The following is a 25,566-nucleotide window of genomic DNA, read 5'->3' as shown; positions in this document are numbered from 1 at the left end:
ATGACCACAAATGCTCACGGTGACGGCGTCACGCCGGCGGCCCTCGCGGTCGCCGGCCTGGCGAAGTCGTTCGGCCCGGTCAAGGCCCTCCGCGACGTGTCGCTCGCCTTCCCGGCCGGCCAGGTCACCGGGCTGCTCGGCGAGAACGGCGCCGGCAAGTCCACGCTCATCCGGCTCTGCTCCGGCGAGATGCGGCCCGACGAGGGCCGGCTCACGCTCGCCGGCAAGGGCGTCAGCTTCGGCACGCCCCTGGAGGCCATCGCCGCCGGTGTCGTCGTCGTGCACCAGGAGCCGCTGCTCATCAGCGAGCTGACCATCGCCGACAACCTCTTCCTGTACGACCTCGGCGAGCGCCCCGGCTACGCGATCGCCCGCCGGGGCGAGAACGTCCAGCGGGCGCGTGAGCTGCTCGACCGGCTGGGAATGGCCGACTACCTGCCCGACCCCGCCACGCTGTGCCGGGACCTGTCGGCCGCGTCGCGGCAGATGGTCGACATCGTGCGGGCGCTGTCGCGCCAGCCGAAGGTCCTCTTCCTCGACGAGCCCAACTCCAGCCTCACCCACGAGGAGTCCGAGCGACTGTTCTCGGTGGTGAAGCGGCTGCGGGCGGACGGCGTCGCGGTCGTGCTCGTCAGCCACCGGCTCGCCGAGGTGTTCTCGATCGTCGACCACGTCATCGTGCTGCGCGACGGTACGTTCGTCGCCGCCGGCCCGCCCGACGAGATCGACGAGAAGCGCGCCGTGGCGCTCATGGCCGGCGAGCGCAAGCGCGCGGTCGTCGCCGAGGTCGCGGCCGACCGCCGGGGACCGGCCGCCGACGCCGAGGTCGCGCTGGAGCTCAAAGGCCTCACCGGGGAGGGCTTCACCGACGTCGACCTGACCGTGCGCCGCGGTGAGATCGTCGGCATGTCCGGGCTGGTCGGCGCGGGCCGCACCGAGATCGCCGAGACGGTCATCGGGATGCGCCCGGTCGTCCGTGGCAGCATCGTCGTCGGCGGCCGCCGGGTGCGCATCCCCGGACCCGGCCGGGCGCAGAAGCTCGGCATCGCCTACGTCGCCGAGGAACGGCGCACCGAGGTCTTCCACGCGCAGACTGTCGGCTACAACCTCACCGTCCGGATCCTGTCGACCCTGGGCCGGCTCGGCTGGGTGTCGGCCCGCCGCGCCGGCGCCACGGCCCGCGACCTCAGCAGGCGCTTCGGGGTCAAGGCCGCCTCCACCGAAGCGCCCATCACGTCGCTGTCCGGCGGCAACCAGCAGAAGGTCCTGCTCGCGCGGGCGCTCGCGGCCAAGCCGCAGGTGCTGATCCTGGACGAGCCGACCCGCGGCGTCGACGTCGGCACCAAGGCCGAGATCTACGCGACGCTGCGCGAACTGGCCCACCGGGAGGGCCTTGCCGTCTGGTTCATCTCCTCCGAACTGGAGGAGGTGGTCGAGCTTGCCGACCGGGTCGTCGTCGTCCGGCAGGGACAGGTGACCCTCGACGCCCCCAACAACGCCGGACCTCAGCCCATCGTGGCCGCGGCCATGGGCTCAACCGAAGGATCAACATGAGTGCCACCACCGTCACCGCCCGGGCCCGGCAGCGCTCCGTCAAGGACGTCGCCCGCTCGGTCTTCAAACGCCAGGAGACCGGCCTCCTCGGCGTCATCATCGTGCTCGGCCTGCTGGTGAGCCTGGCCAACGAGAACTTCCTGCGCAAGGACAACCTGTACAACGTCCTGCAGACGGTCGTGGTGGTCGGCGTCATCGCCGTCGGTCAGACGTTCGTGCTGATCGCCAAGGAGATCGACCTCTCCGTCGGCTCGGTGCTCGCCCTGTCCGCGGTCACCGCCGGTTCCGTGTACGGCAGCGGCGCGAACCCGTGGGTGGCGATGATCGTCGGCATCGGCGTCGGCGCCCTGTGCGGCCTCGCCGTCGGTACCGTCGTCGTGCTGGGCCGGGTCAGTTCGTTCATCGTGACCCTCGGCATGCTGTCCATAGCCCGCGGCCTGACCCAGCTCATCACCGGCGGGCTGCCCCAGACCATGCCGAGCGAGCTGTCGTTCATCGGGCAGGGCCGGATCCTCGGTGGCATCCCGGTCAGCGTCATCATCTTCGTCGCGCTGGTGATCATCGGCCAGCTCCTGCTCACCCGGACGATCTTCGGCCTGCGAGTCACCGCGATCGGCGACAACGACGCCGCCGCACGCACCGGCGGCATCCCGGTCGGCCGTACCAGGATCCTCACCTTCGTCCTCATCGGCACGCTCGCCGGCCTGGCCGGCATCGTCTTCTCCACCCAGGTCGGTGTCGCCGAGGCGCAGGCCGGCACCGGGTACGAACTGGACGTCATCGCGGCGGCCGTCATCGGCGGCGCGAGCCTCTCCGGCGGCCGCGGATCGATCGTCGGCGCGTTCCTCGGCGCCTGCCTGCTCGGCGTGCTGCGCAACGCGTTCATCCTGCTCGCCCTGTCACCGTTCCTGCAGCAGCTCAGCATCGGCCTGGTCATCGTCCTCGCCGCGCTGTTCGACCAGGGGCGCCAGGGCAACCTGCGGCACCTCAGCCTCAAGGCGCTCCGCCAGCGGTTCCTCGCCCGTACCGGCGCGTGAGCGCCCCTCAGTACACCCCCGAAAGGACCGGAACCATGAAACCGCAACCCTTCCGTTCCCACGACCAGCGTGTCGTCCGGGCGTTCATCGAGGCGCGGCGCGGCCACACCGCGGACGAGCCGCGACTGAAGCTCGGCTGGAGCAACTGGGGCTTCGGCACCGAGGAGCTCGCGGTCTCCGCGGCGCGGCTGGAGAAGTACGGCGTGCGCTACATCGAACTGCACGGCAACCTCTACTCCGAGGACCTCGGCTACCGCCCCGACGAAACCCTCCGGGTGCTCGGCGACCACGGCATCACCGTCTCCGGCATCTGCGGCATGGTGACACCCAACCAGGAGTTCGCGCACAACCTGCCCCACGTGCGGGCCCGCGCCATCGAGTACTTCCGGCGCCAGGCGAAGTTCACCCAGGCGGTCGGCGGCTCGTACCTGCTGTTCGGCGCCGCCTCGGTCGGCCGGCCGGTCGCCTTCGACTCGTACGAGCTGGAGCGCTCGGCCCAGACGATGCGCCTCGTCGCCGACGACTTCGCCGCAGCCGGCATCCGCGGCGCCGTCGAGCCGATCCGGCCCGAGGAGACCAGCGTCGTGCACACCTTCGAGCAGGCGCTGCGCCTGCTCGACCTGGTCGACCACCCGTCGATCGCGCACCTCAACGGCGACCTGTACCACATGCTCAGCGGCGAGCTGCACATCGGCGCGACGATCCTCGACCACGGCCACCGGATGCTGAACCTGCACCTGGCCGACACCAACCGCCGCGCCCTCGGCCACGGCCTGCTCGACCTCGACGTGGTCATCATGGCCCTGTACGCGATCGGCTACCAGCGCGGCGACAACTACTGCTCGGCCGAGCCGCTCGGGGCCGGCGGCAACCCCTACGCCGCGATGAACCTGCCGCCGGAGCCCGACCGGCTCGACGAGCTCGTGCGGGTCACGGCGCAGACCTTCCGCGAGCGCGAGGACGAGGTGCTGGGCGCGAGCGACGAGGAACTGCTCTCGCTGTACCAGATCGACGCGTAGTCCCATGCCGGAGTTCACGCTGCACGTCGTGTGCCCCAACCCGGCACTCGACCGGCTCCAGGTGGTCGCGCAGTTCCACCCGTTCGAGGTCAACCGGGTCTCGACGGTGCACAGTCTCGCCGGCGGCAAGGGCCTGATCGTGTGCCGCGGCGCGCGCCGCCTCGGTGCCACGGTCACGGCGCACGGTTTCGTCGGCGGCGTCGTCGGTCAGGTGATCCGCCAGGGCTGCCAGGATCTCGGTGTGCTGGACCGGCACATCGAGATCGCCGGCGAGACCCGGGTGACGCCGGTCGTCATCGAGCAGAGCACGGGGCGTTCGACGGTGCTCAACGAGCGCGGCCCGCTGGTCACGGACGACGAGCAGGATCAGCTCGCCGCCGGGCTCGCCGCCGCCGTACGCCCGGGTGACGTGGTCGTGTCGACGGGCAGCCTGCCGCCCGGCTGCGCGCCCGGCTTCCACGCCCGCATCGCCCGGCTCGCGCTCGACCGCGGCGCGGTCGCGCTGGTCGACGCGCACGGCGACGCACTCGCGCAGGTCATCGCCGACACCCGGGCCCGCCGCATCGGGACCGGCACGCTCGTGGTCAAGCCCAACATCCACGAGCTCGCCGGCATCCTCGAGCAGCCCCTGGCGGACCTCGGCGCGGCCGGCGCGGCGATGCGCGCGCTGCACGCCGACACAGGGGCCACGTTCGTCGTGACCAGCGGTACCGCCGGCGCGCTGTGGATCGGCGGCGCGGACGAGCTGGCCGCCGACAGCCCGCAGGTGGAGACCCTCAACGCGACCGGGTCGGGTGACTCGTTCCTGGCCGGCCTCGCGGTCTCCCTCGGCCGGGGCGAGCCACCGGCCTCGGCGTTGAGCCTGGCCTCGGCGATGGGGGCGGCCAACGCGGCCGCGCTCGTCCCGGACGTCGATCCGGACCTGGTCACGCGGCTGCGGCAGCGGGTCACCGTGACCGGGCACGCCCCGGTCCGCAGCGCAGCGGAGAGCGCATGAGCCAGTTCGTCGGGGTCGACATCGGCACCACCCGGACGAAGGTCGGCTGTTACGACGCCGAAGCCGGCCGCCTGGTCGCGCTGCGCGACGCGCCCACCGCCGTGCAGGACGACCCGTGGGGCGGCCGGCGCGACGCCGGACAGGTCGCCGCGTCGGTCGGCGACCTGCTGGCGCGGCTGCTGGCCGACCCGGCGGTGCGGCCGGGCGACCTGGCCGGGGTCTGCGTCGGCTCGGTCGGTGAGGAGGTCGTCCTGCTCGCCGGTGACGGGTCGGTCACCGCACCGGTACTGGCGTGGTTCGCCGGCCACGGCCGGGAAACCAGGACACCCGCGACCGCCTGGGCCGCCGACGACGACACCTTCTCGGTCTTCAAGCTGCTGTGGCTCGCCCGCCACCTGCCCGGCGAACTGGCCGCCGCCCGCACCTTCACGTCGCTCGCCGACTTCGTCGCCCGCGGCCTGCTCGCCGAACGTGGCGCGCCGGTCTTTCTCAACGTGTCCCACTCGTCCCGCACCGGCCTGCTCGACGTGCGGGCCGGCGTCCTGCGCGACGACACGCTGCCCGGGCTCGGCATCACCGGGCTGGCGCTGCCCGAGCTCGTCGGCAGCGCCACCGTCGTCGGCCGGACCTCGGGCGCCGGCGTGCTGCCGGCCGGAGTGCCGGTCGTCACCGGCGGCCACGACCACATGTGCGGCGCGTTCGGAGCGGGCGTGCGGCGAGCCGGTGACGTGTACGTCTCGGCCGGCACCTCGGAGGCGCAGCTGCTGCTGCTCGACGAACTGCCCGGCACGGTCGAGCCGGGCGTCGACACCGGCATCTTCGTCGCCGGCGGGCTGCGCTACCTGCACCGCGCCACCCCGTCCGGCCGTTACTACCAGGCCTGGCACCAGCTGCTGTTCGACGGTGTCGGCGACGGCGTCATGTGGACGGAGATCGCCGAAGTGGTCGACGCCGTCGGCCCGGCGCGGATCGACGCCGATCGCCGCACCGCCCGGCTCGCCGCGATGCCGATCGACGTCACCCGGGCGCATGCGATGGCCAGCCTGCTCAAGGGTCTCGCGGTCGAGGCCGACGCCACGACCACGCGGCTGGGCCACCTGGGCAACACCGGCATCGCCGACGTGACCGTCGCCGGGGTCGCCGCCGGCTGGCCGACCTGGCGCCGGCTCCGTCAGGAGGCGACCGGCCGCCGGCTCCGCTTCGTCGCCGAGCCCGAAGCCACCGTGCTGGGCGTCACCGCGCTCGCCCAACTCGGCGCCACCGGCCGGGCTGACAGACCCGTGCACCTCAGCACCGTCGAACCGTAGACAGGAGCACCATGATCACGCCCGATCTGTTCGCCCGGCACCGCCTCGTCCCGGTGGTCGTCCTCGACGACGCCGCGTCCGCCGAACCGCTCGCCGACGCGCTCGCCGCCGGCGGCCTGCCGATCGCCGAGGTCACCTTCCGTACCGACGCGGCGGCCGAGGCGATCGCCCGGATGGCGGCACACGGCGGCGTCACCGTCGGCGCCGGCACGGTGACCACACCCGCGCAGGTCGATGCCGCGGTCGAGGCCGGCGCGCGGTTCGTCGTGTCGCCCGGGTTCAGCGCGGCCGTCGTCCGTCGCTGCCGGGAGCACGGCGTCTTCGCGCTGCCGGGCGCCACCACGGCGACGGAGATCATGACCGCCCTCGCCGAGGACGTCACCGTGGTCAAGTTCTTCCCCGCCGGTACCTCCGGCGGCGCGCCGGCCGTCGCCGCACTGTCGGCGCCCTTCGCCCAGGTCTCGTTCGTGCCGACCGGCGGCATCGACGCCGAGTCCGCGGCCGGATACCTCGCGCTGCCGTCCGTCCTCGCCGTCGGCGGCAGCTGGATGGTGCCCCGAAAGGCGATCGCCGCCGGGGAGTTCGGCCGCGTCACCGACCTCGTCGCCGCGGCGGTCGCCGCCGCCGCACGCTGACCTGCCGGAGTCGCCGCCGCCGGCCTCATCTGACCAGGTCAGCGGCGACGGCCGGCCCATCGGGGACCTTCGGCGTGCGAGCGGGCCGCATCCGATCCGGCGCCCCGCATCGACGCAGCCCGCACGCACGAGGCACGCTGGAGGTGCCTTACAGGAAGCGGTACGCCGTGCCGCCGCGGGTCGGCGCGATCCGCACGCCGGACTTCTTGTTCGCGGCCTCGACCATCCGGTTGCCACCGATGTAGAGGGCGACGTGGCCGGGGAAGGCGATGACGTCGCCCGGTTGCCACTGCCCGGCGGGGACCTTCCGGCCGCGGCGGGGGATCTGCCCGCTCTGGTGCGGCAGCTTGATGCCCGCCTTGGCGTAGGAGGCCATGACCAGGCCGCTGCAGTCGTACGCGCCGGGCCCCGCGGCGCCCCACTTGTAGGGCTTGCCGACCTGGGCCAGCGCGTAGGAGATGACGACGGCGGCCGGGCCGGTCGCGGGCACCGTGACGGGCCCGGTCTTCGGCACGTTGTTTGGCCCGCCGTTCTTGAGCGTGGCGGCCTTGAACGTGACGGCGTCCGGCTTCGTCACGCCGGACACCACCGGCTCGGACTTGCGGTCGACGACGGAGCGGGTCTCCGCCGGCGTATCGGGCGGAGCCAGGCCGGCGGCCTGTGCGGGTAGGACGGCGATGGACGGGACGACGGCGACCGCGCAGAGGCGGGCGATGACATCGGTCAACGGAGTTCTCCCGAGTACGGTCCGGGTTCCGCTGCGCATCCCGCGGCCAACGTTCTGCCGTACCCTCACGTCGGGTGAGGGCCGCTCCGGGAACCCGGACATGGCGAAACTGTTGTGGCGGCCGGAATGAGGGCCGTCTGCACGCTATGACATGTGCCAGGACGCAGGGCCGGCGACCGCGGGCAACTCATGCGCCCGGCCACCCTGACGCGCGGACAGGCGCCCGCATCCGTCGTCGAGCGGTCCGGCCAGGGATTACTCGACCGGTGCTGGGTAGTGGGAGCACCGTCGGCGGGCGTACCGATGACAACCGGGAGGCGGTGTTCCGATGACGGTGGGAACCCGGGTGGCCGCGAAGCGGAGGTTCCGGTCGGAGGACGGTGCCTACGTCACGACGGCGCGTGGCGTGGAGGTGCTGGACACGCCGTTGCTGAACAAGGGCACGGCGTTCACGCACGAGGAGCGGGAGGCCCTGGGGTTGGCGGGGCTGCTGCCCCCGGCGGTGCTGTCACTGGAGGATCAGCTGCGGCGGGTGTACGAGCAGTACCACCGGCAGCCGTCCGACCTGCAGAGGAACATCTTCCTGGCGATGTTGCAGGACAACGACGAGGTGCTGTTCTACCGGCTGCTGGCCGAGCACCTGCGGGAGATGCTGCCGGTCGTCTACGACCCGACGGTCGGTGAGGCGATCAAGCGGTACAGCCACGAATACCGCCGCCCGCGCGGGGTGTTCCTGTCGATCAACGAACCCGACCGGGTGGAGACGGCGCTGGCCGACGTCGGGCTGGGCGCGGACGACGTGGACCTGATCGTCGCCTCCGACGCCGAGGAGATCCTGGGGATCGGCGACTGGGGCGCCGGCGGGATCGACATCGCGGTCGGGAAGCTGGCCGTCTACACGGCCGCGGCCGGGATCGATCCGGGCCGGGTGATTCCGGTCGCGCTCGACGTCGGTACCGACAACGAGGAACTGCTCAACGACCCCGGCTATCTCGGCAACCGTCACGCCCGGGTGCGTGGGCAGCGCTACGACGAGTTCATCGACACCTACGTGCGGGCGGCGACCAAGCTGTTCCCGCACGCGCTGCTGCACTGGGAGGACTTCGGACCGAGCAACGGCCGGCGGATCCTCGAGCGCTACCGGGACCGGGTCTGCACGTTCAACGACGACATGCAGGGCACCGGCGCGATCGTGCTCGCCGCAGCACTCGGCGCGGTACGCGTGGCCGGCAGCCGGATGCGGGAGCAGCGGATCGTCGTCTTCGGCGCGGGCACCGCCGGCGTGGGCATCGCCGACCAGCTGCGCGACGCGATCGTCCGCGACGGTGCGGACCAGGACACGGCGACCCGGCAGATCTGGTGCATCGACAAGCAAGGGCTGCTCACCGACGACATGCACGACCTGAGCGACTACCAGGCCCCGTACGCCCGGCCGGCCGGCGAGGTCACGGGCTGGCGTCGCGACGGCGGCGTCGGGCTCCACGAGGTCGTCGCCCGGGTCGAGCCGACCATGCTGATCGGCACCTCGACCGTGCACGGCGCGTTCACCGAGGCGGTCGTCAGGGAGATGGCCGCGCACGTGGACCGGCCCGTCATCTTCCCGCTGTCCAACCCGACCGAGCGCATCGAGGCGATGCCGGACCAGCTCATCCCGTGGACCGACGGCCGCGGCCTGATCGCCACCGGCATCCCGGTCCCGCCGGTCACCTACAAGGGCGTCACCCACGGCATCGGGCAGGCGAACAACGCCCTGCTCTACCCCGGTCTCGGTCTCGGCGCCGTCGTGGCCGGGGCGAGACGGATCAGCGACGGGATGTTCGCCGCCGCCGCCGAGGCCGTCGCCGGCCTCGTCGACGTGAGCACGCCGGGCGCCTCCCTGCTGCCGCACGTGGAGAACCTGCGCACGGTGTCGGCGACCGTCGCCGTGGCGGTCGCGAAGCAGGCCGCCGACGAGGGCCTGGCCCGTGTCGAGCTGACCGATCCTGTCCAGCAGGTGCAGGACGCGATGTGGCGGCCCGAGTACCGTCCGGTCAGGGCCGGGTGACGATGATGGCCGCACGCCGGACAGCCGGCGACGACCGGGCCGGGGAGCATGGCGCGCCCGAGATCCGGGACGTGCCGATCGGTATCGACGCCGCCGGCACCCGCACCGAGACCGACTCGCTCGGCCCGGTCGCCGTGCCTGCCGACCACTACTGGGGCGCGCAGACGCAGCGCTCCCTGGTGCACTTCGACATCGGCGACGATCGCATGCCGAAACAGGTCTACCACGCCTACGGCTACGTCAAGAAGGCCGCGGCAACCGTCAACGCCCGCGCCGGACGGATGCCGCAGTGGAAGGCGGACCTGATCTCGCGGGTGGCCGACGAGGTGATCGCCGGCGAGCTGGACAGCGAGTTCCCGTTGTACGTGTGGCAGACCGGCTCCGGCACCCAGTCGAACATGAACGTCAACGAGGTGATCTCCAACCGGGCGATCCAGCTCGTCGGCGGGCAGCTGGGATCCAAGACCCCGGTGCACCCCAACGACGACGTCAACATGGGGCAGTCGTCCAACGACACCTTTCCCACTGCCATGCACGTCGCCGCCGTGACCGCGATCGAGGGGCACCTGCTGCCGGCGCTCATCAGGCTGCACGACGCCACCGCGGTCAAGAGCCGTGACTGGGCGGACGTCGTCAAGATCGGCCGGACCCATCTGGAGGACGCCACCCCGCTCACCGTCGGCCAGGAGTGGTCCGGCTACGCCGCCCAGCTCGAGGACGCCGCCGACCACCTCGCCTCGACCACGCGGGGCCTGTACCGCCTGGCGATGGGCGGCACCGCCGTCGGCACCGGCCTCAACGCCCCGCCGGGCTTCGGCACGGACGCCGCCAAGGTGATCGCGGAGCTGACCGGTCGGCCGTTTGTCACCGCGCCCAACAAGTTCGCCGCCCAGGGCTCCCTCGACCTGCTGGTGCGCGTGTCGGCCGCGCTGCGCGGGATCGCCACGGCACTGTTCAAGTTCGCCAACGACGTGCGCTGGCTCGGGTCCGGCCCACGCGCCGGCCTCGGCGAGCTCCGCCTCCCCGCCAACGAGCCCGGCTCCTCGATCATGCCCGGCAAGGTCAATCCGACCCAGGCCGAGGCGATGCTCATGGTCTGCATCCAGGTGCTCGGATCGGACACCGCGGTGGCCGTCGCCGGCAACGAAGGCAACTTCGAACTCAACGCCTTCCGCCCCGTCGTCATCAACAACGTCCTGCACTCCGTGCGCATCCTCGCCGACGCCGCCGACCACTTCCGCGAGTTCCTCGTCGAAGGCGTCCAGCTCAACCGCGACCAACTGCGGCACGACGTCGAACGCTCGGTCATGATGGTCACCGCGTTGTCCCCGGTCATCGGCTACGACAAGGCGTCGGAGATCGCACACCTGGCCATCGACGAAGGCCTGACCCTCAAGGAGGCGGCGCTGCGGCGGGGCGTGAGCGACGAGACGTACCAGCGGATCGTCGTGCCCGAGAACCTGACCCACGCGGGCGCCGCCGACGTGGTCTCGCACGCCTGACGCGGTTCAAGCGCCGGCTACGACACCAGCGAACCGACGTTCTGGTCCAGGTACCAGCCGTACGGGCCGGGATGAGCACCCGTGTCCGCCTGCGGCTCGTAATGCCGGTGGTAGATGGCGGCCACCAGTTCGCTGCGGCTGCGCACGCCGACCTTCGGCCATGAGGCCGCGCTCGCGTTGCCCGAGGACGACCACCGAGACCTCGACGACCTGCTGGCCGACCTGCAGGAACGCTTCGGCACCCTGCGCACCGGGGCCGACCCGGCGGCCGGGCTCGCCTGGTACCGCGACCTCGCCCGGTACGTCGGGACGACGCTGCACCACCTGCACGAGGAGGAGACAGCCGTCATGGCCGCGATCTGGCAGGTGCGCACCGACGAGGAACTGGTGGCCTGCCGTGAGCAGTTTCTCGCCGCCACGCCCGCCGCGGTGACCCGGACCTCGATCCGATGGCTGCTGCCCGCGCTCGAGCGTCCCGCCCGGCTGGCGTGGCTCACCGGCCTCGCCGCCGCTCCGGCAGCGGTCCGGGGAGCCGTCGCCGACGTGGCGCAGCAGGTCCTCCCCCGCGACGACGCGGCACAGGCACGCGCCGCACTGGGCCTGAGCTGAAGCACGGCAGCCGGTCCACAATGGACCGGCCGCCCGACGCGCCGATGTCCGCTCCGGTGCCCCACGAGGTGCGTGGGATCGATGCGGCGGGTGGGCCGAGGCACGCCGGCCGGACGCCACTCACCCGCGCCCTGCTCGACCCGCACGTCCATCCAGTCAAGGAGTGAGCCCGAAGCTATCGCGTGTACGTCCCGCCGCCGGCACCGTCTACGGCGGGTGGCGCCGACGTGGCCGGCTGCCTGCTGCTCGTGTGCCGGTTGCCGGTGCGGGACCTGCGCCGGCGTCCGAACCGTCCGCGAATCGCGGCGACAATGAAGGTGATGAGTGCGGTGAATTACTCGGAAGCGAACTCCGCCGCCATACCGATGCGGTCACCGAACTGTGGTGACGCGATCACGTTTTCCGTCGTGTACCAACGCCTTTCCTCGCGTGACGCGCCCACGCGATCCGGGTGAGGCGAATTCCGCCCGGTCCACCACGAGGTGCCCCGCAACCGATCGCCCCCTGAACGAACGAGACCACGCCGGCCACTCACTGACGCTCGTAAGAATAATTGCCGAATAGATCGGTCAACTGCGGGTCACATTATTATTCGCCACCTACGAAAATGGATCCGGCACCGCGCCCGATATAGGCTGTCAGGGACACGCCGAGAAATGCGTAAATCGCATCGAAGCAGCCTTCACTCGTGACATAGGGGATGCGGAACAGCGCCCCTTCGGACAACGATCTCCTCGACGGAGATCCGATCGATACCAGCCACGATGGGACTCACGGCAAACCTGGTCGAGTTCGGCAGGACGATCCGGCGCCAGTGTCGGCGCCGGTGGTCGGTGACGTCACCGGCCGGCCTTGCGTGGCAGGTCGTGGCCCTGTGCCTGGTGGCCGGCCTGTTGCTCGGCGTCGCGCTGCACACGGCAGTGACCGCCTTTGACGATCGTGGCCGGCAGGCGCGCGCCGCGCACACCTCACACCAGGCGGTGGTCACCGCCGCGCTCGTGCGCACAGGGGTGCTGGCGATGGAGCACGGCGAGCACCGCTACGTCGTCACCGGCGACCCGGCACACCTGCGGTCGTGGGCGAGGGCCCGGGCCATGGTCGAGTCGCGCATCGCGCAGTTGCCACGCCTCACGGCCGACCGGCCGGCGCAGGCGACACTCGCGGCCGGACTCGACCAGCAGATCAGGCAGTATCTCGACACCCACCCGGCGAGCGCCATCAAGGCCCTGCGTCCCGGGCCGACAGCCGCTCCCGACCTCGGCCGGCTGACCAGCGACCAGCACCAGCTCGACGCCATCCGCCATACCGCTGAACGATTCGTCGGCAACGAGCGCCGTCATGCGGCGGCGCAGGAAACCCGCGCTGAGCGCGCCTTCACCCGAGCCGGGACGGCGACCGGGTTGGGAATCATCACCTGCCTGTTCGTCGTACCGGTCTTAATCACCTACACGACCAGGGTCATCGTCCGGCCGGTACGGACCGCGGCTGCCATGGCCGACAAGCTCGCCGCCGGCACGCAGACGGGCCGAATGCCGACGGACGGACCGCATGAGATCGGCCTGCTGCAGCGCTCCTTCAACACGATGGCGCTGTCCCTGCAGCGCCACCACGACGACTTGAACCGGGTCGTCGTGGAGCAGACGGCGCTGCGACGCATCGCCAGCCTCATGGCCTGCACCGAGGCACCGGACGCCGTCTTCGACACCATCACCGGGCAGGCCGGACGACTGTTCGAGGCCGACACGGCGCTGCTCGTCCGGTACGACAGCGACGGAGCAGGCACGATCCTCGCGGCGTGGGCCGGCGACCACCCGTCCGACCGCACCGGCAAGCGTCCGCTCGTCGGCGAGCGCACACCGTTGCCGCTGCGGGACACGACCGGCCGGATGCGGGCGCTGCGCCAGTCGTTCTGCCGGCATGTCGGCTGGGAACGGCCGGACATGCCGGTAGCGGCGGACGGCGTGGCCGGCAGCACGCGCGGCGTGGGTGCCCCGATCATGGTGCGGGGTCAGGTATGGGGGGCACTCGCCCTGCTCGGCGAGGCCGGTGGCCGGCTGCGCCGCGACGACACCGAACGCACCGCCGACTTCACCGACCTCGCCGGCCTGGTGGTGGACACCGTCGAGGCCCGCATCCGACTGGCCGCCGTCAGCGCCCGCCTGATCGACGCGGGCGACGAGACGCGCCGCAAACTCGAGCGCGACCTGCACGACCGCATCCAGCATCACCTGATCGCGGTCATCCTGCGGCTGCGCATGCTCGAGGCCGACATGACCGGGCGCGACGCCACCGAAGGTGGCACCGCTACCGGGCCGGTGATCGCCGATCAGGTCGCCACCATCGACGGCGACCTCGCCAACGTGGTCGAGGAGGTCCAGACGATCGCTCACGGCGTGTACCCGGCGATCCTCACCCAACGCGGGCTCGAGGCGGCGCTCGACGCCATGGCACGCCGCTCACCCATCCCGATCGAGCGCCACATCGACCTGTCCCCCGCCCTGCCGCCCGTCCTGCAGACCAGCGTGTACGACATCGTGGCCGAGTCACTGGCGAACACGACCAAGCACGCGCACGCCTCGCACCTGCGCATCATCGCCCACCAGGACGGTCAGAAGGTCTGGCTGCGTATCGAGGACGACGGTGCCGGCGGCGCCGACTCCGGCCGCGGCACGGGCATCCGCAGCCTCACCGACCGCGTCCAGGCACTCGGCGGCACCGTGCAGCTGCACAGTCCACGAGGCGAGGGCACCCGGCTGATCATCACCCTCCCGCTGCACCAAGCCGAACCCCCGGCCTGACGACGAGGAGTCCACGCCACTCGTATCGTCCCTTTCTGGTGCCGTCCGCCGGATCGCCGCCCCCTTGACAATCGCCAGCGGGCTCATGGTCATCAACCAGGCCCGCCTGCTCGCCACCCACTGCAACATCATCAATAGCTGATGCTCACAAAACGGTACTAAAGTTGCATTATGCGTGCGGATCCGCTGTCATTTCTGGTACGGTCCACGCCGCCGTCCCGACGGTTGGGGATCATGGTCGCCATCCTCCTCATCGCGGTGGAGACCCTGCTCGCCGGACCGCTCCAGACGTATACGAAACAGTCGTCCCCGAGCGTCATCTACATGCTCGGCATCGTGGCGATCTCAGTGCTGTGGGGACTGTGGCTCGGGGTGGTCACAGCGCTGGTGAGCGTCGTCGCATTCCTGATCTTCTACGTGCATCCCATCGGCAGCCTCGTCGACGCGGACCTCCGAGACGTGGTTCAACTCGCCGTCTTCGTCGTCGTAGCACTCGTGACCAGCGCACTGGCGGACCTGTCCCGACAGCGGACGGCACAGGCCCAGGAGTCCGATCTCACGGCTGAGCTGACTCGTCTGCTGCTCGACACCGACGACGTCGCCGCGGTGCTGCCCGCTGTGTCGCAGCGGATCGCGCGTTCGCTCGATCTGCCGGCCACGGCGGTCGACATCACAACGGCTGCCCGCCAACCCGGACCCGGGAGTCGCGAACCGGACGAGACCGTCCCCGACGGTGCGGAGATGACGGTGTTTCCGCTCGGCGACGGCGACACCGTGCTGGGGACACTGCGCGTGTCCGCCGACCTGTCGGAGCGGGATGAACCGCGTTTGCGGCGGCAGGTCGTGCCGCCGCTCGCATCGCTGCTGCGCGCCGCACGCGAACGCGGCGCGATGCTCGAAACACTCACGGTCCGCGGCGAAAAGCTGGAACTGCTCGCCGGTCAGCAGGCCGCACTGCGGCGGGTGGCGACGCTCGTCGCTCGCGGCGCCAACCCGGCCGAGGTTTTCGACGCGGTCACGACAGAGGTGAGCCGGCTCCTCGGCGGCCGTCCCACGACGCTGATGCACTACGAGCCCGATGGCACGGTCACGATCGTCTCGACCAACCAGCCGGGCGTGTCGACACGTTTCGCCGTCTGCCGCCGGCCCGCAGACGGCGACGTCGCAGGGCTCGTGTGGCGCACCGGTCGAACCGCCCGGATCGACAGCTGCACCGGCACTCCCCACGCGGCCCGCATACACGAGCTGGGCATCTGCGCCGCGGTCGGGGTGCCGATCGTGGTCGAGGACCACCTGTGGGGCACGGCGGTCGTCACCTCCATGCGGCCCGACCCCATGCCCCCGGACGCGGAGGAACGCGTCAAGGCCTTCACCGACCTCACCGCCACCGCTATCGCCAACGCCGACAGCCGCGCCCAGCTCGTCGCATCCCGCGCCCGCCTCGTCACCGCCGCCGACGAGGCACGCCAACGCATCGAGCGCAACCTGCACGACGGGGCGCAACAACAACTCGTCGCCATCAGCCTCGAGTTGCGTGCCGCCGAAGAGGCCAGCACGCCGGCCGATCAGGTACAGGCACAGCTGGCGCATGCGGCGACCAGCCTCAACGACGTCGTGGCGAGCCTGCGGGAACTCGCCCGGGGCATCCATCCAGCTGTCCTCACCACAGGCGGCCTCAAACCAGCGCTCAAGGCGCTCGCCCGCCGATCCGCGGTCCCGGTCACGCTCCACCTGGACAACGACCGCCGGCTGCCCAGGGCGGTCGAGATCGCCGCATACTATGTCGTGTCGGAAGCACTGACGAACGCGGCCAAGCACGCCCACGCGTCGGTCGTCCACATCGAGGTGCGATTCCAGCCCGACACGCTCCAACTCGCCGTCCACGACGACGGCGTCGGCGGCGCAAACCCCGCCGGCGGATCGGGACTCACCGGCCTCCAGGACCGCGTCGAGGCACTCGGTGGACACATGACGATGACGAGCCCGCCCGGCTCCGGCACGTCGCTGCTGGTCATCATCCCGATCGGCACCACCGGCCAGGCCGTCCCGCTGCCGGCGTCGTCCGGCAGCCGCCGGTAGCGGTCTCGATCCGCCGGACAACGGGCTCATCTGCCTGCTTCCGCGCACCGAGCGGCCACCAAGACCGCCCGGAGCGCTGTCAGCGTTGCGCCGGTGTGCTCAGCAATGCCCGGCCCACGACGGCCAGGGCGACGGCCTGGCTCACGGCCCCCGCGACCTCGAACCACTCGGTGCCGACGATCAGGCCGGTGACGTGCAACGGCGCCCAGGCGCCCAGCGCGACGGCGACCCATGGGGCCACCGCGCGGCTGCGGAACAGCGCCACGGCGAGCAGTACGGTGCCGACGAGGTTGCCGAGGACGAACAGGAGGAACACCCACAGCATCAACGGGTCGGCCTGCGCCTCGTCGAGGACCGCGGCGAACTCGGCCGTCGCCCCTGTGCGCCGCGCCATGGCGAGCGTGACGAACGTGCCCGAGACGATGGCGAGGTAGCAGATGTAGCCGCCCGCGGTGAGCGCGGCAGCGATGCCGGCGAGCTTGCGGCTGCGGTCGCCGACGAGCCGCTTGACGCCGAGGACGGCGGGCACGACGAGCAGGCTGCCCACCATCGCCGCGAGGGCGGAGAGCCGCGTCAGCCCGGGATGCGCGGCGGCGAGCGCCAGGGCGCCGGCCCCGTCGCTGTCGCTGCCGCCGTCGCGCGTGGCCCAGGCGTACGCGCTGTTGGCGACGACGAATCCCCAGGGTGCGATGAAGAGCGCCGCCGCGAGCGCGGTGGGGCGGCGCGGCGTCGTGGAGGTTTCGGTTGCGGTGTCCAGCATGACTCTCCAATCGGATTGCCGGCCGAGGCCGGCGCTAGGAGGACGCCCCGACGGGGCGTACGCGCAGCGCGGGAGCGACGAGGGCGACGCAGAGCAGGGTGACGACGATCCCGACCAGGGCGGCGACCCTGGCCGCGGACGGCGCCGTGGCGACGAAGAACGCGGGCACCGCGGTCAGCGCGGAGAGCAACCGGGTGACGATGACCGTGACGGCGCCGGCCCGGGACCGGTTCGGCCACGCGAGCACGACACCGGCGAGGGTGCCGAGGCCGAGCACAGCGCCGATCACGAACACCGCGACGGGCGGGCCGTCGGTGCCGAGCGGCAGCGAGACGATGTCGGCGAGGCCGAGCAGGCCGGCGATGACCAGGCCTACGGTGAGCGGAACTGAGCGTTTCAAGGACGCCTCCGGACGTGGGACGGGATGCCAGTGGGCACAGCGTGCAGGTTGTGGCCGTCGGCCGGATCTGTGCCAGCACCCGGAGTAGTTCCGTACTGGCACGTATTCGCGCAGGTGGCGGGCGCCGCTACGGTGGTGCGATGTACGCGAAGCGGCTGATGGCGTACCTCGCCGGGGCGTTGGTGCTCGCGGCCGCCGTCTTCGGGGTCTACCTCGCGGTGGTCGCCGGGAACGCCTCGGCCGCCGTGGAGGTCACGGTGGGCGGCCTGTTGGGACTGTCGTCCGCTCTCCTCGGCGTGGTGGTGGCGACCCGCCGCCCGCGCAACGTGGTCGGCCTGCTGCTCGTCTGCACCGGCGCCGTGTTCGTCGGGGTCGTCGTCGGCGACCTGTACCCCGCCGCGGCGGCCGTCGACGCGCGCCTGCCGGTGTCGGGCGTCTACGTCGACCTCTCCCGCGGCGACTGGATGCTGCTGTACGTTCCACCGGCCCTGCTGTTCCTGCTGGTACCCGATGGGCGGGTGCCGGGACCGCGCTGGCGCTGGGTCGCCGTCGGGATGCTGGTCGTGCCGGTGCTGTTCATCCTCGTGGCGGCCTTCGACCCGGGCCCGGCGCCGCACTACCCCGGTGTGGCGAAAGCGTTCCGCGCGCCGCCCGAGGTGCTTGATGCCATCGAGGTCGTGGGCTTCGCGTTGCTGCCGGTCTTCCTCGGCCTGCTCGTCGCGTCGCTCGCGTCGATCGTCGTCCGGTACCGCCGCACCGGGAGCGCCGTCGAGCGCGCACAACTCAAGTGGTTCGTCCTGGGTGCGAGCTTCCTGCCGATCACGCTCCTGCTCTGCTGGGCCGGCTACCTGCTGTTCGACCGGCCCGAGCTCGGCCTCGCCGGGCTGATCGCGACCTACTTCGCCATCCCGGCGTCCACCACGATCGCGCTGCTCAAGCACGACCTGTACGACGTCGACCGGGCACTGAGCGCGACGGTCACCTACGGCCTCGCGACGGCGATGCTGCTGGCCTTCTACACGGCCGCGTCGTTTGTGGTCGGCCTCGGCGCGGGCCGGGGCTCGCCGGTCGCGGCCGCGGCCGCGACGGCGATCTGCGCCGCCGCGCTCGCGCCGATGCGCAACCGCCTGCAACGCTTCGTCGACCACCGGCTCTACCCGGCCCGGCAGGCCGCCCTCGCCGCGATCGAGGACCTGCGCAGGCGGACCGACGCCGGCAGTGCCCGGCCCGAGCAGCTGGAGAGCGTGCTGCGCACGGCCCTTCGTGACCCCGGCCTGCGGGTCGGGTACCGGCTCCCCGGATCGGCCACGATGCTCGACACTGCGGGGCAGCCGGTCGAGCCGGATCCCTCCCGCCCCGGCCGGTCGGCCACGGTGCGGTTGGGCGGCAACACCATCGGCATCATCGCGGCCGGCGGTGCGGCGAGCCGGGAGCTGCTGCGGGAAGTGGCCTCGGCGAGTTCGCTGCTGGTCGAGGTCGTCCGGCTACGGGCCGAGCTGGCCTCGGCGCTGGAGGCGGCGGAGGCGAGCCGGGCCCGGCTGCTGTCCGCGGGGTACGAGGAGCGGCGGAGGCTCGAGCGCGATCTGCACGACGGCGCCCAGCAACGACTCGTCGCGCTCGGCATGCGGCTCCGGCTGGCCCAGCGGCACCTCGACGACGGCGGGCTCGACATCGACGGCCTGCTCGACCAGTCGGTGGCCGAGCTGAGCAACGCCGTCACCGAGCTGCGCCAGATCGCGCACGGGCTGCGGCCGAGCAGCCTCGACGACGGGCTCGACCGCGCGCTCGGCGCGATGGTGAGCCAGATACCGATCCCGGTGACGCTGGATCTGCGAGCGGCCGGCGTGATCCCCGACGACCTGGCGACGACGGCGTACTACGTGGTCACCGAGGCGACGACGAACGCCGTCAAGCACGCGGGGCCCACGGCGATCGGCGTCACCGTCTGCCGCGACACGGGCTCCCTGACCGTCCGGGTGCACGACGACGGTTGCGGCGGGGCGGCCGTCCACCCCGGGTCCGGTCTGGGCGGTCTCGCCGATCGGGTCGCCGCGGCCGGCGGCCGGCTTCGGGTCGCGAGCCCGGCCGGGGGAGGTACCACAGTGGAGGCGGTGCTGCCGTGCGAATCGTGATCGGTGAGGACTCGGCCCTGTTCCGCGAGGGACTGGCGTGCCTGCTGGCCGACGCCGGGCACGAGGTGGTGGCGAAGGCCCACGATGCTCCGTCCCTGCTGGAGGCGGTCGAGCTGGCGCGGCCCGATCTGGCGATCATCGACATCCGGATGCCCCCGGACCGCACCGACGACGGCGCCCGCGCCGCCCGGCGGATCCGCGAGACCCAGGCCGGTTGCGGCATCGTCCTGCTCTCCCAGCACATCGAGAGCAGGCACTCCGTCGAACTCGTCGCGCACGGCGGGTTCGGCTATCTCCTCAAGGACCGGGTCCTCGACGTCGACGACTTCCTCGACGCGCTGCGCAGGATCGGTGCCGGCGGCTCCGCATTGGACCCCGAGGTGGTGCGCCGGCTCGTCGGCGGGCAGCGGAGCGACCGGCTGCTCGCCTCGCTCACCGGACGCGAACGTGACGTGCTGGCCCTCATGGCCGAGGGACTGACCAACATCGGCATCGCTCGCCGGCTCTGGCTCGCCGACCGGACGGTCGAGGCACACGTCAGCTCGATCATGAACAAGCTGGGGCTGCCCATGTCGGACGAGGGCCACCGGCGGGTGCTGGCGGTGCTCGCGTATCTCGACCAGGCTTGAAGCGGGCCCGGCCACCACAGCGTCCGTGTCAGGGCGTGGCCGGAGCGGCGGTGCGCAGCCGACCGGCAACGGCCAGGCGGACGACGACTATCAGCCCCGGTCACACGCCTGAAGATGCTCGGACAGTCCTGCCGCACATCAGATGTCGGTCACACGCAGGCCGGAATGTGCCTTGTAGCGACGGTTGATGCTGATGAGATTGGCGGTGAACGCCTCGACCTGGTGGGCATTGCGCAGCCGGCCACCGTAGACGCCTCGCATGCCGGGGATGGTGGCCACGAGCTGCTGGACGAGGTCGACGGCTTCGCGGTCGTCACCGAGCACCAGCACGTCACTGTCAACGAACTCGACCGCGGGATCGTCCAGCAGCACCGCGCTGACGTGGTGGAAGGCCGCGACGACCCGGCTCTCGGGCAGCAGGGCCGCGGCCTGCTCGGCCGCGGAGCCTTCCGGCACACGGAGCGCGAACGCACCCTTGCCGTCGAACCCGAGCGGATTGACACAATCCACGACCAGCTTTCCCGCCAGGGCCGGCGCCAGCTCGGTGAGGAGCTCCGCGTGCGCTTCCCACGGCACCGCCACGATGACGGCCTCGCCGAGGAGCGCCGCCGCGAGGTTGTCCGCACCCTCCACCTGTCCGCCCGTCGCGGCCTCGAGTTCCCCGGCGGCGGCCCGCGCGCGGTCAGCGGTGCGGCTGCCGAGGACCACCCGCAGGCCGGCGGCGGCAAACCGGCGCGCGAGACCACGCCCCTGCGGCCCGGTGCCGCCGAGGACGGCGACGGTCCGGATTCCTGGATTCGTCAATGTGTTCGCCTCCATGTCGAGCGTCGGTATCGGGGGTCTGGTCACGCGGTCGCCGCGAAGGCGTCCGCGAGCACATCCAGCCCTTCGGAGAGCAGCTGCTCGGGGATCACCAGCGGGGGCAGGAAGCGCAGGACGTTGCCGTTGGTGCCGCACGTCAGGGTGAGCACGCCTTGTGCGTGGCAGTACGCCGACACCGCAGCCGCCCGCCCGGGGTCGGGCGTGCGCCCGTCCGCGGTGACGAGTTCGACGGCGACCATCGCGCCCCGTCCACGGACGTCACCGATCGCCGGGTGGCGCTCGGCCAGCCCTCGCAGCCTGCTGAACATCAGCTCGCCGATGCGCCGGGCCGCAGCGTTCAGGTCCTGGCTCCGCATGAGCTCGATGGCGCCGAGCGCGGCGGCACAGGCGACCGGGTTGCCGCCGTACGTCCCGCCGAGCCCGCCGGGGTGCACGGCGTCCATGATCTCGGCGCGGCCGGTCACCGCGGCGAGCGGCAGGCCGCCCGCGATGCCCTTCGCCGTGGTGATCAGATCGGGGACGACGCCCTCGTGGTCACAGGCGAACCAGTCGCCGGTGCGGCAGAAGCCGGTCTGGATCTCGTCGGCGACGAAGACCACGCCGTTGCTCCGCGCCCATTCGGCGAGCCGGGGCAGGAATCCCTTGGCCGGCACGACAAATCCACCCTCGCCGAGGATCGGCTCGATCACGACGCACGCGACGTTGGCCGCGCCGACCTGCTTGTCGATCACGTCGATGGCCCGGTCGGCCGCGTCGGTCCCGTCGACGGCGGTGACCTCGCGGAACGGGTAGGACATCGGCGCCCGGTGGACTTCGCCGGCGAACGGTCCGAATCCTTGTTTGTACGGCATGTTCTTCGCGGTCATCGCCATGGTGAGGTTGGTGCGGCCGTGGTAGGCGTGGTCGAAGACGACAACGGCGTGCCGGCCGGTGTGCGCCCGGGCGATCTTGACGGCGTTCTCGACCGCCTCCGCCCCGGAGCTGAGCAGGACCGACTTCTTCGCATGGTCGCCGGGGGTCAGCCGGGCAAGCTCTTCGCAGACATCGACGTAGCCGTCGTACGGGGTGACCATGAAGCAGGTGTGGGTGAACGCCCGCACCTGATCGGCGACCCGCGCGGCGACCGGCGGGGCCGCGTTGCCGACACCGGTGACAGCGATGCCCGAGGCAAGGTCGATCAGCGAGTTGCCGTCCACGTCGCGCAGCACGCCACCACCGGCCGCCTCGATGAACACCGGCAGCGTGGTGCCGACACCACCGGCGACGAACCGTTGGCGGCGGGCGAAGCGCTCGCGTGACACCGGACCGGGGATCTCGGTGACGAGGCGGCGGGACTGGGGCAGCTCGGGTCCCCCGGCGATCGACGTTGACATGACGCCACCGTAGGCCGGCCGCCGATCGGGCAGCGTTCTCCGATCGGTACAAGACGTGTCCGGGCACCTGTACAGTACGGACAAACAACCCGGAGCCGGTGGAGGTGCCAGTGCCCGCGACTCTCGGCGCGTTGCTGGCGAATCCGCACCTCGGGCTGCGGCTGCTGACCGATCCCGGTCCGGAGTCGGCCGCGCTCGCGGTGCCGATCCGGTGGGTGGCGACCAGCGAGCTCGACGACCCCACGCCATACCTGCAGGGCGGCGAACTGCTGCTGACCACCGGCCTGCGCCTGCCACGGGGCAAGGCACGGATCACCGCCTACATCGACCGGCTCCTCGACGCCGGCGTCGTCGGCCTCGGCTACGGCGTCGGGCTCGTCACCGACACGGTGCCGGCGACGCTCGTCCGGGTGGCCCGCGAGCGGGGCCTGCCGCTCGTCGAGGTCGACCAGCCGACGCCGTTCATCGCCGTCAGCAAGGCGGTCTCCGACCTGCTCGCCGCGGAGTTGTACGCCGACGTGACCCGGGGATTCACTGGGCAACAGGCGTTGACCCGGGCGGCGGTCACCGGCCGGGCACCCGGGGTCGTCAACCGCCTCGCCGCGCTGCTGCGAGGGCGGGTGGCGCTCCTGGACCGCAACGGGCAGACCCGGCACTGTTCGCCGCCGTCCGCGCAGGCGTTGGCCGGCACGGTCGCCGGCGAGCTGAGCCGACTGCGCGGACGCCGGCCTGCCGCCCTGGCGTTGGTCGAGGGTGATTCGCATGTGGTCGTGCATCCGCTGGCCCTCTCGTCGGGTGGACGCGAGTTCCTCGTCGTGGGGCTCGACCGGGCTCCGGGCACCACGGACCGGTCCCTGGTCAACGTCGCGACCGCGCTGCTGTCGTTCGATCTGGAGCAGGCGAGGGCTGAGCGGGCCGCGCTCCGGTCGGCGGCACTGCTGCGGTTGCTGCTCGACGGCGTCGACCTCACCGAGGAGGTGCTCACCGGACTCGGCGGGGCACTGCTGGCCCGCCGGCCGCTCCGGGTCACGGCGCTGACCGGCCAGCCGGCGGTCCTCGACGAGCTGCTGTTCGAACTGCTGGCCGGGCTCGGGGACCACGTGCTCGCGGCCGTCGTCGACGGTGATCTGATCACCGTGACGGCCACCCGCGCCGACCAGGACCTCCTGATGCGAAGCGTTCCCGGCGACCGGTCCGTCGCGGCCGGCACGAGCCGCGCACACACCACGTCCGAGGTGGCACAGGCCGTCCGCCAGGCCCGTGAGGCCGCGGCCGGGGCCCGCCACCTGGTGCCGGCGGTCCTCGACTACGAGCAGTTCCGTGGCACGAGCGTGGTGGACCTGATGGACCTGTCCGTCCTGTCGGCCTACACGGACAGCCTGCTGGACCCGATCGACGAGTACTGCCGGACCACCGGGATCGACCTGGTGACGTCCCTGGCTGTCTGGCTCGCGCATCACGGTCAGTACGACCCCGCGGCGGCCGCCCTCCACATCCACCGGCACACCCTCCGGTACCGGGTGCAGAAGGCGGAGGCGCTGCTCAAGCGCGATCTCGGCACCGCCGACGCCCGGATGGAGCTCTGGTTCGCCATCACCGTCCGGCAGCGGAGGCTGTCCACTCCGGCCAAACGAACGGACGGTTCCTCGCCACGATGAACAATGGTGATCACTGCGGCCTTGCCTAGCTTGGCAGCCATGACCGACTTGATGCCGCTGTGGATCGCCGGAGCTGCGGTTCATGGGGAGACGACGTTCGAGATCCGCAACCCGTACGACAACCACCTCGTCGCCACGACGAGCTACGCCACCGACGACCAGGTGGAACGGGCGGTCGCCGCCGCTGCCGCCGTCCGCCACGAGGCCGCCGCACTGCCGATCCACACCCGCGCCGACGCGCTGGCCGAGGCCGGCCGGGCCGTCGCCGAGCGGGCCGAGGAGTTCGCCCGGCTGATCACGGCGGAGAGCGGCAAGCCACTGTTCTGGGCCCGCGCCGAGGTGGGCCGCGCGATCTCGGTGTTCCGCGTGGCCGCGGAAGCCACCCGCGTCTGGTCGGGCGAGGTGATGCGGCTCGACACGGACGGTGCCGCCGAGGGCCGGCTCGCCTACGTCCGCCGGGTCCCCAAAGGTCCCGTGCTCGCCGTCTCCCCGTTCAACTTCCCGCTGAACCTGGTCGTGCACAAGGTCGCCCCGGCGATCGCGGTGGGTGCCCCGGTCGTCGTCAAGCCGGCGCCCAGGACTCCGCTCTCGGCGCTGCTGCTCGGTGAGATCATCGCCGGGCTCCGGCTGCCCGCCGGCATGGTGAGCGTGATCAACGTGCCCGACACGAAGGCCCCGGCGTTGGTGGCCGACGACCGCCTGCCGATCGTCTCCTTCACCGGCTCCGGCCCGGTCGGTACGGCCATCGCGGCGGCCGTCCCGCACAAGCACGTCGTCCTCGAACTCGGGGGCAACGCGGCGGCCTACGTCGGCGCCGACTTCTGCCGGCCGGGAGACCTGGACCGGGCGGCCGGGCGGATCGCGACCTTCGCCAACTACCAGGCCGGCCAGTCCTGCATCAGCGTCCAGCGCGTATTCGCCGACGCGGCGGTGTACGGGGAGGTGAAGCAGCGCCTCGTGGCCGCGGTCGAGGCGCTGCCCACCGGTGACCCCGCCGACGAGCGGACCAGGGTCGGCCCGCTGATCGACGCGGCGGCGGCCGAACGGGTGGAGCACTGGGTGGACGAGGCCGTCGCCGCCGGTGCGCGGCTGCTCACCGGCGGCGTCCGCAACGGCACCACCTACGCCCCGACCGTGCTCGAAGACGTCCCGGCCGACGCCAAGGTGATGTGCGAGGAGGTCTTCGGGCCGGTCGTCGTCCTGCACCAGGTCGACGGCGCCGACGACGCCTTCCACCGGATCAACGACTCCAGGTTCGGCCTCCAGGCGGGGGTCTTCACCCACGACATCCAACTGGCGTTCCGGGCCCACCGTGAGCTCGAGGTCGGCGGCGTCATCATCGGCGACGTGCCGTCCTACCGTGCCGACCAGATGCCCTACGGCGGTGTCAAGGGCTCCGGCGTCGGACGCGAGGGCGTGCGCTTCGCGATGACCGACTACACCTACGAGCGGGTCATGGTGCTGACCGGCGTCGACCTGTAGGA

Annotated in this window: 20 protein-coding genes; 15 read left to right on the top strand and 5 right to left on the bottom strand. The window is 71.9% G+C overall.

From position 1 onward, the window contains the following. From Dfulv_RS22555 to eda, 6 genes are read left to right on the top strand one after another with little or no spacing between them, the layout of a single operon-like run. The gene (locus Dfulv_RS22555) at nucleotides 1–1,554 is read left to right on the top strand and encodes a sugar ABC transporter ATP-binding protein (protein WP_259866476.1); all 1,554 of its coding nucleotides are present in this window, start codon (nucleotides 1–3) and stop codon (nucleotides 1,552–1,554) included. Then, a complete protein-coding gene (locus Dfulv_RS22550) occupies nucleotides 1,551–2,591 on the top strand; it encodes an ABC transporter permease (RefSeq protein ID WP_259866474.1) in 1,041 nt (346 codons plus the stop codon). The genes Dfulv_RS22555 and Dfulv_RS22550 overlap by 4 nt, the downstream gene beginning before the upstream one ends. Nucleotides 2,592–2,626: 35 nt before the next feature. Then, nucleotides 2,627–3,610: a sugar phosphate isomerase/epimerase family protein gene (locus Dfulv_RS22545; RefSeq protein WP_259866472.1), complete on the top strand. Its 984-nt coding sequence runs from the start codon at nucleotides 2,627–2,629 to the stop codon at nucleotides 3,608–3,610. 4 nt (nucleotides 3,611–3,614) lie between these two features. Next, nucleotides 3,615–4,607, top strand: coding sequence for a 1-phosphofructokinase family hexose kinase (locus Dfulv_RS22540; RefSeq protein WP_259866469.1), 993 nt, complete (start codon nucleotides 3,615–3,617; stop codon nucleotides 4,605–4,607). Further along, on the top strand, nucleotides 4,604–5,914 hold the full coding sequence (locus Dfulv_RS22535; RefSeq protein WP_259866467.1) for an FGGY-family carbohydrate kinase: 1,311 nt from the start codon (nucleotides 4,604–4,606) through the stop codon (nucleotides 5,912–5,914). The genes Dfulv_RS22540 and Dfulv_RS22535 overlap by 4 nt, the downstream gene beginning before the upstream one ends. Nucleotides 5,915–5,925: 11 nt before the next feature. Further along, nucleotides 5,926–6,549: a bifunctional 4-hydroxy-2-oxoglutarate aldolase/2-dehydro-3-deoxy-phosphogluconate aldolase gene (gene eda / locus Dfulv_RS22530; protein WP_259866465.1), complete on the top strand. Its 624-nt coding sequence runs from the start codon at nucleotides 5,926–5,928 to the stop codon at nucleotides 6,547–6,549. A 148-nt stretch (nucleotides 6,550–6,697) separates the two neighbouring features. Here the strand turns inward: eda and Dfulv_RS22525 are convergent, their stop codons facing one another. Further along, a complete protein-coding gene (locus tag Dfulv_RS22525; RefSeq protein WP_259866464.1) occupies nucleotides 6,698–7,276 on the bottom strand; it encodes a C40 family peptidase in 579 nt (192 codons plus the stop codon). Nucleotides 7,277–7,604: 328 nt separating this feature from the next. On the opposite strand from Dfulv_RS22525, the gene Dfulv_RS22520 reads away from it, so the two are divergent. From Dfulv_RS22520 to Dfulv_RS22500, 5 genes are all read left to right on the top strand, one after another. Then, nucleotides 7,605–9,320 (top strand): NAD-dependent malic enzyme, encoded by a 1,716-nt coding sequence (locus tag Dfulv_RS22520; RefSeq protein WP_259866462.1) that lies wholly within the window; start codon nucleotides 7,605–7,607, stop codon nucleotides 9,318–9,320. Next, nucleotides 9,284–10,822 carry a class II fumarate hydratase gene (gene fumC, locus Dfulv_RS22515; RefSeq protein WP_259866460.1) on the top strand — a complete coding sequence of 513 codons (1,539 nt, stop codon included), beginning with the start codon at nucleotides 9,284–9,286 and terminating at the stop codon, nucleotides 10,820–10,822. The genes Dfulv_RS22520 and fumC overlap by 37 nt, the downstream gene beginning before the upstream one ends. A gap of 114 nt (nucleotides 10,823–10,936) precedes the next feature. Continuing rightward, entirely contained in the window at nucleotides 10,937–11,431 is a 495-nt protein-coding gene (locus Dfulv_RS22510) for a hemerythrin domain-containing protein (protein ID WP_259866458.1), read from the top strand. A gap of 764 nt (nucleotides 11,432–12,195) precedes the next feature. Then, entirely contained in the window at nucleotides 12,196–14,229 is a 2,034-nt protein-coding gene (locus tag Dfulv_RS22505) for a sensor histidine kinase (protein ID WP_259866456.1), read from the top strand. 234 nt (nucleotides 14,230–14,463) lie between these two features. Continuing rightward, the gene (locus Dfulv_RS22500) at nucleotides 14,464–16,308 is read left to right on the top strand and encodes a sensor histidine kinase (RefSeq protein WP_259866454.1); all 1,845 of its coding nucleotides are present in this window, start codon (nucleotides 14,464–14,466) and stop codon (nucleotides 16,306–16,308) included. Between the two features lie 79 nt (nucleotides 16,309–16,387). Here the strand turns inward: Dfulv_RS22500 and Dfulv_RS22495 are convergent, their stop codons facing one another. Both Dfulv_RS22495 and Dfulv_RS22490 read right to left on the bottom strand, forming a co-directional pair. Then, complete coding sequence (locus Dfulv_RS22495) at nucleotides 16,388–17,068, bottom strand: hypothetical protein (RefSeq protein ID WP_259866452.1); 681 nt, start codon at nucleotides 17,066–17,068, stop codon at nucleotides 16,388–16,390. 34 nt (nucleotides 17,069–17,102) lie between these two features. Beyond that, nucleotides 17,103–17,468, bottom strand: a complete 366-nt coding sequence (locus tag Dfulv_RS22490) for a hypothetical protein (RefSeq protein ID WP_259866449.1) — start codon at nucleotides 17,466–17,468, stop codon at nucleotides 17,103–17,105. A gap of 140 nt (nucleotides 17,469–17,608) precedes the next feature. On the opposite strand from Dfulv_RS22490, the gene Dfulv_RS22485 reads away from it, so the two are divergent. Next, the gene (locus Dfulv_RS22485) at nucleotides 17,609–19,600 is read left to right on the top strand and encodes a sensor histidine kinase (protein ID WP_259866447.1); all 1,992 of its coding nucleotides are present in this window, start codon (nucleotides 17,609–17,611) and stop codon (nucleotides 19,598–19,600) included. Next, nucleotides 19,588–20,229, top strand: a complete 642-nt coding sequence (locus tag Dfulv_RS22480) for a response regulator transcription factor (RefSeq protein WP_259866445.1) — start codon at nucleotides 19,588–19,590, stop codon at nucleotides 20,227–20,229. The genes Dfulv_RS22485 and Dfulv_RS22480 overlap by 13 nt, the downstream gene beginning before the upstream one ends. 138 nt (nucleotides 20,230–20,367) lie before the next feature. Here the strand turns inward: Dfulv_RS22480 and npdG are convergent, their stop codons facing one another. Both npdG and gabT read right to left on the bottom strand, forming a co-directional pair. After that, nucleotides 20,368–21,048, bottom strand: coding sequence for an NADPH-dependent F420 reductase (gene npdG, locus Dfulv_RS22475; protein WP_319805843.1), 681 nt, complete (start codon nucleotides 21,046–21,048; stop codon nucleotides 20,368–20,370). A 26-nt stretch (nucleotides 21,049–21,074) separates the two neighbouring features. Beyond that, nucleotides 21,075–22,424, bottom strand: coding sequence for a 4-aminobutyrate--2-oxoglutarate transaminase (gene gabT, locus Dfulv_RS22470; RefSeq protein ID WP_259866441.1), 1,350 nt, complete (start codon nucleotides 22,422–22,424; stop codon nucleotides 21,075–21,077). A 110-nt stretch (nucleotides 22,425–22,534) separates the two neighbouring features. On the opposite strand from gabT, the gene Dfulv_RS22465 reads away from it, so the two are divergent. Together Dfulv_RS22465 and Dfulv_RS22460 are read left to right on the top strand one after the other, a co-directional pair. Next, nucleotides 22,535–24,082, top strand: a complete 1,548-nt coding sequence (locus Dfulv_RS22465) for a PucR family transcriptional regulator (protein ID WP_259866439.1) — start codon at nucleotides 22,535–22,537, stop codon at nucleotides 24,080–24,082. Between the two features lie 39 nt (nucleotides 24,083–24,121). Then, nucleotides 24,122–25,564 carry an aldehyde dehydrogenase family protein gene (locus Dfulv_RS22460; RefSeq protein WP_406567980.1) on the top strand — a complete coding sequence of 481 codons (1,443 nt, stop codon included), beginning with the start codon at nucleotides 24,122–24,124 and terminating at the stop codon, nucleotides 25,562–25,564. Nucleotides 25,565–25,566 lie beyond the last annotated feature (2 nt).

Origin of the sequence: Dactylosporangium fulvum, assembly GCF_025137375.1 — a bacterium.
Taxonomy (GTDB): Bacteria; Actinomycetota; Actinomycetes; order Mycobacteriales; family Micromonosporaceae; genus Dactylosporangium; species Dactylosporangium fulvum.
Note: the sequence above shows the minus strand (reverse complement) of the source record. Positions and strands in the feature narration are given on the sequence as shown.

What these genes read in the sequence shown, in the direction of transcription:
- eda (WP_259866465.1), top strand. Translation starts at nt 5,926, where the DNA reads ATGATCACGCCCGATCTGTTCGCCCGGCACCGCCTCGTCCCGGTGGTC.
- Dfulv_RS22520 (WP_259866462.1), top strand. Translation starts at nt 7,605, where the DNA reads ATGACGGTGGGAACCCGGGTGGCCGCGAAGCGGAGGTTCCGGTCGGAG.
- Dfulv_RS22545 (WP_259866472.1), top strand. Translation starts at nt 2,627, where the DNA reads ATGAAACCGCAACCCTTCCGTTCCCACGACCAGCGTGTCGTCCGGGCG.
- Dfulv_RS22495 (WP_259866452.1), bottom strand. Translation starts at nt 17,068, where the DNA reads ATGCTGGACACCGCAACCGAAACCTCCACGACGCCGCGCCGCCCCACC.
- Dfulv_RS22510 (WP_259866458.1), top strand. Translation starts at nt 10,937, where the DNA reads ATGGCGGCCACCAGTTCGCTGCGGCTGCGCACGCCGACCTTCGGCCAT.
- Dfulv_RS22555 (WP_259866476.1), top strand. Translation starts at nt 1, where the DNA reads ATGACCACAAATGCTCACGGTGACGGCGTCACGCCGGCGGCCCTCGCG.
- gabT (WP_259866441.1), bottom strand. Translation starts at nt 22,424, where the DNA reads ATGTCAACGTCGATCGCCGGGGGACCCGAGCTGCCCCAGTCCCGCCGC.
- Dfulv_RS22535 (WP_259866467.1), top strand. Translation starts at nt 4,604, where the DNA reads ATGAGCCAGTTCGTCGGGGTCGACATCGGCACCACCCGGACGAAGGTC.
- npdG (WP_319805843.1), bottom strand. Translation starts at nt 21,048, where the DNA reads ATGGAGGCGAACACATTGACGAATCCAGGAATCCGGACCGTCGCCGTC.
- Dfulv_RS22550 (WP_259866474.1), top strand. Translation starts at nt 1,551, where the DNA reads ATGAGTGCCACCACCGTCACCGCCCGGGCCCGGCAGCGCTCCGTCAAG.
- Dfulv_RS22505 (WP_259866456.1), top strand. Translation starts at nt 12,196, where the DNA reads ATGGGACTCACGGCAAACCTGGTCGAGTTCGGCAGGACGATCCGGCGC.
- Dfulv_RS22485 (WP_259866447.1), top strand. Translation starts at nt 17,609, where the DNA reads ATGTACGCGAAGCGGCTGATGGCGTACCTCGCCGGGGCGTTGGTGCTC.
- Dfulv_RS22460 (WP_406567980.1), top strand. Translation starts at nt 24,122, where the DNA reads ATGACCGACTTGATGCCGCTGTGGATCGCCGGAGCTGCGGTTCATGGG.
- Dfulv_RS22500 (WP_259866454.1), top strand. Translation starts at nt 14,464, where the DNA reads ATGGTCGCCATCCTCCTCATCGCGGTGGAGACCCTGCTCGCCGGACCG.
- Dfulv_RS22540 (WP_259866469.1), top strand. Translation starts at nt 3,615, where the DNA reads ATGCCGGAGTTCACGCTGCACGTCGTGTGCCCCAACCCGGCACTCGAC.